This window comes from Flavobacterium gawalongense (genome assembly GCF_007097265.1).
In the GTDB taxonomy this organism is placed as follows: Bacteria; Bacteroidota; Bacteroidia; order Flavobacteriales; family Flavobacteriaceae; genus Flavobacterium; species Flavobacterium gawalongense.
Window position 1 is genome coordinate 66,013 of sequence record NZ_VJZP01000018.1, and the last position, 6,873, is coordinate 72,885.

The 6,873-nt window shown below is 34.3% G+C and carries 5 protein-coding genes; 1 reads left to right on the forward strand and 4 read right to left on the reverse strand.

Features of this window, described 5'->3' with window-relative positions; genetic code table 11:
- Positions 1-51: 51 nt before the first annotated feature.
- From FNW38_RS10800 to FNW38_RS10815, 4 genes are read right to left on the reverse strand one after another with little or no spacing between them, the layout of a single operon-like run.
- Positions 52-771, reverse strand: coding sequence for a LytR/AlgR family response regulator transcription factor (locus FNW38_RS10800; RefSeq protein ID WP_143387586.1), 720 nt, complete (start codon positions 769-771; stop codon positions 52-54).
- The gene (locus FNW38_RS10805) at positions 734-1,504 is read right to left on the reverse strand and encodes a sensor histidine kinase (protein WP_235890194.1); all 771 of its coding nucleotides are present in this window, start codon (positions 1,502-1,504) and stop codon (positions 734-736) included. The genes FNW38_RS10800 and FNW38_RS10805 overlap by 38 nt, the downstream gene beginning before the upstream one ends.
- A gap of 41 nt (positions 1,505-1,545) precedes the next feature.
- Entirely contained in the window at positions 1,546-1,875 is a 330-nt protein-coding gene (locus tag FNW38_RS10810; protein WP_144066693.1) for a DMT family transporter, read from the reverse strand.
- 1 nt (position 1,876) lies between these two features.
- Positions 1,877-4,147 carry a cation:proton antiporter domain-containing protein gene (locus tag FNW38_RS10815; RefSeq protein ID WP_144066692.1) on the reverse strand — a complete coding sequence of 757 codons (2,271 nt, stop codon included), beginning with the start codon at positions 4,145-4,147 and terminating at the stop codon, positions 1,877-1,879.
- A 198-nt stretch (positions 4,148-4,345) separates the two neighbouring features.
- Here FNW38_RS10815 and FNW38_RS10820 point away from each other — a divergent pair, with 198 nt between their 5' ends.
- Positions 4,346-6,760, forward strand: a complete 2,415-nt coding sequence (locus FNW38_RS10820) for an efflux RND transporter permease subunit (RefSeq protein WP_144066691.1) — start codon at positions 4,346-4,348, stop codon at positions 6,758-6,760.
- Positions 6,761-6,873 lie beyond the last annotated feature (113 nt).

Here is a 6,873-nt window from a genome sequence, read left to right on the forward strand (position 1 = left end):
GACAAGTTAATTCCCGTCGGATGTAACAAGATTGGAAAACTTTGTAACAAATCAGATTTTTACTTTTATTAAAAAGTCAGAACGATAGGTTTCGCTCAGAACTAATGTGATGAATTTTCCGTTTTCTTCCTGATGGCTGAGTGTAATTTCATTGTGATTGAAAAATTTCACAGCTCTCATTGAAATGATTTCTTTTTTATTCACTCTGCAAAAATCAGCCTGAGGAAGCTGACTTAAAAGCGAATCAAAATTAATGTTTTTTAAAATCAGGGGGCTACCACCAACAAGAAACACTTCTTTATCTCTACTGTCAGTCGCAGCAGTCTTGATGTATACAATCTGATGAAAATACAACAATGCCTTTCCTTTATCAGTATTCAAATGAATAAATTTTTTAACATTCGAAGGTTTATCAAATCGTTCTAAAGCCTTTGCAACTGCTTTTTGTAAACGCTCCTTTGTAACCGGTTTTAGGATGTAATCAACCGCATCAATATCAAATGCTTCGGCAGCATAATTTTTGTAGGCAGTGGTAAAAATGACTAATTTATTCTGTAGTAAACCCGCAAGAGTCAAACCATCAATTCCGGGCATTTCAATATCTGAAATACACAAATCAAAATCGAGTTTCGGAATTTCTGCCAGTAATTTTTCTGGATTATTGAATGCTTTTACAATTTCTAATTCTGGAATTTGCTCACAAAGCATTTTCAGATAGGTCAATCCCGGTAATTCATCGTCCAGCAGCAAGCATTTGAGTTTTGTATTCAAGAAGATTGATTTTTAGGTGCGCAATATAAATGTCATTTTCTACAAATTTATCGAGTTTAAACTGATTTTTGTATATAATTTTTAACCTTTGCTCCAACGTAGCGGCTCCAATACCGCTTCGTTCTTTTTTCAATGTCTTTTTATCTGATATTTTATTTGAAACGGTCAAATAAAAACAATTGTCTTTGAATTCAAATAAAACCGAAATAAAGGCATCTGCACTTTGCAAATCAGCATGCTTAAAAGCATTTTCTATTAAATCAATCGAAATTAAAGGTGCTAAAAGACGTTGTTCGTAGAGCATTTCACCTTCATTGATTTTAGTTTTTACTTTCAATTCAAAAAGCGGACTAACTTTAATTTTATTGATTTCTATAAGATTCAATGCAAACTCGATTTCTTCTTTTGGGGAAACTAATTTTTTTTGACTTTCATATAAAATATAATCCAGCACATTCGCCAATTTATCTAACGCAAAATAGGTTTGATACGCATGTGACTGAATTGAATTGAGAATATTTTTAAAAAGGTGGGGATTGAGTTTGGATTCCAATGTTTCCAACTGTAAATTATTTACTTTCATTTCAAGAAAATGAAACTTTTCTTCTGCTCTTTCTTTCGCTTTTCCTGATTGAATTAATCGATAAACAAGATAGCAAAGCACGATTATCAATAACATAATAATCGTGAGAAACATATAAATCACACCATTATTTTCTTGAATCCTATTCATCTTTTATGTTTAAAAATACTTTAAAAAAGCCCATTTGATATTTAATGACTCGACACAAATTTGAGTCCAATAATCGAACTGATTAAAGTGGTCATAAAGAAAATTCTGCAGAAATCAGCTGGTTCTTTAAACACAAAAATTCCAACCAAAACTGTTCCCACCGCGCCAATTCCTGTCCAAACTGCATAAGCAGTCCCAATGGGTAAGGTTTGTGTGGCTTTGTAAAGCAACACCATACTTATTGTCAAACAAATTAAGAATCCACCCAACCACAATGTTACTGTAGCACCTGAACTTTCTTTGGCTTTGCCCAAACAAGTCGCAAAACCGACTTCAAAAAGTCCACCTATAATCAATAAAATCCAATTCATATTAATGTTTTAAAATCAATACCGAAGGAACTCCACTCAACCAAATACTTCTGGAATCCACAAGTTCTTTCCAACTTTCGAGACTAATTAACATTAAATCCTGATTGGCTAAAAATTCTTTTTTAATTGTTTTATCCGCCACTAAACCAATGTTATTAGGATATTTTTGTTCTAGAGAATCAATGGCGCTCTTCATGACAAAATTAGTATCAACATGTCCGTTTACATCCAGAATGATAATTTTAGAATTGTTATTGTAAATTAATTTTTGGATATAATCAATCAAAAATGAATCTTCAGGACTGAAAATTGGAATAAAAACCTGATCTACATTTTGCAGTTCTTTATCAATCAAAATCCCTATAGGCATCTTAGTTTTAGAAATAATTTGTCTGGTTCTTTCATCAAAAGGGGAATTTTCGAACAAACCTTCTTTTCCCGTGAATTTATCAATCAATCGATCCGGGTTAATTATCCTTGTGGTAAAACCAATTACTTTTCCGAGAATTGTACCTTCGAAAATAGATTTTCCTAAACCTATCAGCAACAAATCATAATCGCCTTGATTCGCTACATCTGCAATTTCGGTTTCAATATCAAGGGTCGCTTTAAAAATAGTAGTGATATCCTGGTTTAATAGTTGCGATTCTTCGACAATAGGATAAAAACTATTTTTTTCTTTATCTTCCATATTAAACGTATGTACCTCATCACTTAATGACAAATGCATCACCGTAATGCTGGATTTTGCTTTTTGTTTCTTTATAAAACTGGTAGCCAATCGCAATAAGGATTTCCCTTTTTCATTGTTTCCAAACGAAATTAAAATTCGGTATTTATTATGGTTTGTTTGTTCTACAATTTCAACACCATCTTTAGTTTTGAATATATAATTGATTAAATCTAAAGCTGGTCCAGTCATAAAAGTAGTGACTAATGCCATGATAACCATCATTGTAAAAACTTCGGGAGTCAAAACTTTAAGCTCTAATCCGATATTTAAAACAATTAATTCCATTAAACCGCGCGTATTCATCAAGGCACCGATAGTTAAACTGTCACGCCAACTCTGACCTACAAATTTGGCTGCTAAAGCGCTTCCTAAAAATTTCCCCACCACGGCTACAAAAATAATAAACCCGGTAACTTTCCATAAATAGGGATCATTGATAAGTCCAATTTCGGTTTTCAAACCGGTAAACACAAAAAACAAAGGCAATAAAAGGATCAACGCAACATCCTCCACTTTTTCTATGAATATCGTTCTGAATTTTGGAACATCCGGCATAATCGCTCCCGCCATAAAAGCACCAAAAAGGGCATGAATACCAATCACTTCAGTAGCATAAGATGAAAGAATAAGTACAAGAAAAAAGATTGCCACTACAGGTTTTACTATACTGTCTTTAGAACCATATAAGTCCCCAATTCTTTTCAAAAATGGTTTTACAATAAAAATCATGGCAGCAACATAAATTATGGCCAGCATAATAATGTATAACGAACTAACGAAAGTTCCCGCTTTTACAATCGCAATTACTACAGCCAAAATACACCAGGCGGTAATATCATCGGCAGCGGCACAAGTAATCACAATAGCTCCTAATTTCGTTTTATGTATCCCTCTTTCCTGGACGATTCTTGCCAAAACAGGAAATGCAGTTATGCTCAGGGCAATCCCCATAAACAAACTGAAAGCAAGGAATTTCACTCCTTCGGGAGCAAATCTATTGTAAACAAAATAGGCCAGACCAATCCCCAGTGCAAATGGAATGACAATACTGGCATGGCTTATCACAACCGCTTCATTGGCTTTGTTTTTCAACACTTTCATATCGAGTTCCATTCCTATGACGAACATAAAAAGGATCAATCCTATTTGACTTAAAAATTTTAAGTTTCCTAACGATTCAACTGGAAACAAAGCACTTGAAAATTCCGGGAAATACATTCCTAACAAAGAGGGCCCTAGAACAATTCCTGCAATGATTTCTCCTATAACTGATGGTTGTCCGATTTTTTTGAAAACCCAACCAAAAAAACGAGCCACAAGGATTATTGTAATAATTTGTGCCAAAAGAATGGCCAGTGGATCCTGAAAATTATGTTGCATCGAAGTTAAAAAATCATTCCAAGAACCATTTTCACTTTCCGATTTTATGATCGTTTTATTAGCTTCTAAATGCTTTCCTTTACTTATAATCCAATATATTAATGCAGTGAAACCACCTGTTACACCTAAATAAAATAATGCGTTTTTATAATTCTTCATATGTATTTTTATGTGGACTTTCCCAACTTTAAAGAAACAAAGATGAGAAATTCAAATGTATAATTTATATCTCATAAAATTAATATATTGTAAAATAAAAAAACTCCGGAATTAACCCCATAACACACCAAAAAGTTTTATTTAAAACAAATGATTTATAGCGGTTTTGACTACCTTTACCGCCGTTAAATATGAATTATGATTAAGTGGTTTAGTTTAGGATTTTGGGAATTAATAGCTCGAGTTGTCCTTAGAAATAGAATTTTAATGTTATCCATTATTATAGCGATAACAGTCCTTTTAGCAATGCAATGGAAGAATATCCATTTCACTTTCACCGAAGCTAACTTATTACCGGACGACAATATTGTAAATATAGAATACAACGCCTTTTTGAATAAATTCGGCGAAGAAGGAAATTTAGTCATCATAGGCGTAAAGGATAATACCATTTTTACCCCAAAAGCCTATGCTTCTTGGAGTAAACTGATGAACGGCCTTAAAGGAGACAAAGCCGTTGATTTGGTTATTTCCTTAAACGACCTAAAGAAATTACAGAAAAACGATTCGCTCGAAACCTTCGAATTGGTCCCTTTTGTTGACCAAAGCAAAACTGTTGACAAAGCCTATCTTCAAAAAATAAAAAAAGAACTTTTCAATGATTTGCCTTTTTACGAAGGATTACTTTTTAACAAAAGATCGGGAAGCATTCGCTCTGCCGTTTACATGGATAAAAAAATTGTAAACACTGCAGCGCGAAAAGATTTTATTTTAGAGAAGTTAGTTCCCGCAGTAGAAACATTCGAAAAAGAAACCGGAATCGACCTTCGTGTTTCAGGAATGCCCTACATCAGAACATTAAATGCAAAAACTATTGTCGACGAAATAAGCATCTTCATTGGAGCCTCATTATTGGTAACCTCATTGCTTTTCTTTTTCTTTTTCAGAAGTTTTAGAGCCACCTTAATTTCAATGATTATTGTAATCATTGGTGTGATGTGGTCGTTTGGCTTTTTAGGATTATTAAATTACGAAATCACGGTTTTAACTGCTTTGGTTCCTTCTTTGATTATTGTTATCGGGATTCCAAATTGTATTTTCCTGACCAATAAGTACCATCAGGAATACAAAGTTCATAGAAATAAAGTCAAAGCTTTACAACGTGTTACCACCAAAGTGGGAATGGCAACGCTAATGACAAATCTTACTACAGCGATTGGTTTTGCCACGTTTGTTGCCTCCAATAATCAATTGCTATTAGAATTTGGAGTAGTTACTTCCATTAATATTATGGCGCTTTTCTTTTTGTGCATTATTGTCATCCCTATTTTTCACAGTTATATTCCACCGCCAAAAGACAGACATATTGAGCATTTAGATCGAAATTATGTTAAGGTTTTTATGGACTGGATTCTGAGAAACGTAAAATACAATCGTTTTTCAATTTACGTGGTTGCCGTTATTCTATTGGTAATTAGCATTATAGGAATTTACAAAATGCGTATTTCAGGTAGTTTAATTGAAGACATGCCCAAAAAAGAAGCCTTTTTTGAAGATATTGTTTTCTTCGAAAAAGAATTTGACGGCGTTATGCCACTGGAAATCATGATTGACACCAAACACAAAAAAGGGGTCATGAAATTGTCTACACTGAAGCGAATGGAAGAACTCGAGGAAACCATTGACGAAATTCCGGAACTGTCAAAACCCATTTCAATTGTCAATTTGGTTAAATATTCCAAGCAAGCCTATTATAACGGAAATCCGGATTATTACGAATTGCCAACCTCACAGGAACAGTCGTTTATTTTGTCGTATGCCAAAAATGCCACTAAAAATTCCAAAGACAATTTGATGAAAAGCTATGTCGATTCAACAGGGCAATTTGCCCGAATCACGACTTTTATGCGTGATGAAAACGGCGATAACATAGCGAAGATTGAAGCAGAAATTCGTAAAAAAGCCAATACCCTTTTCCCGCCAGACCGCTATCATGTTACGATTACCGGAAAAGCATTAGTTTTCCAAAAAGGAACTGGTTATCTTCTGGACAATTTACTTTCGTCTTTGGTTTTTGCCTTTTTCCTGACCTCGCTTTTGGTGGCGTTTATGTTTCGTTCGTTCAAAATGGTATTGGTTTCCATCATCCCAAATTTATTGCCGTTATTGCTAACTGCAGGAATTATGGGTTATCTGGACATTCCTTTGAAACCGTCAACGATATTGGTTTTCGGAATTGCATTTGGACTTTCGGTGGATGATACGATTCGGTTTTTAGCACAATACCGCGAGGAATTAAAGAAAAACAACTGGAAAATACGCAAATCTGTTTACGCTACATTTACGGATGCCGGTTTGAGCATGTTCTACACTTCCATCGTGTTATTCTTCGGATTTTCGGTGTTTATGCTGTCCAGTTTTGGCGGAACAATAGCGCTTGGCGGACTAATTTCATTGACTTTATTGTTCGGAATGCTGTCGAATTTAATGTTATTGCCAGCTTTGGTTTTAACCTTAAATAAAACATTGGCGAACGAACAGGAATTCATCGAACCAAAAATTGATATTATCGAACATACCGATGAGGAGATTGATGCTTTGAAGAAAAAATAGCATTTTGTTTTTTGGAGCCATTTCCCGCTATCCGTTCAGGGCAAACGCATCATAAATTAATTAATTTCTCCAAATATTGATTATCCCACCCAGCTTTAAGGCGCTTACCCTTA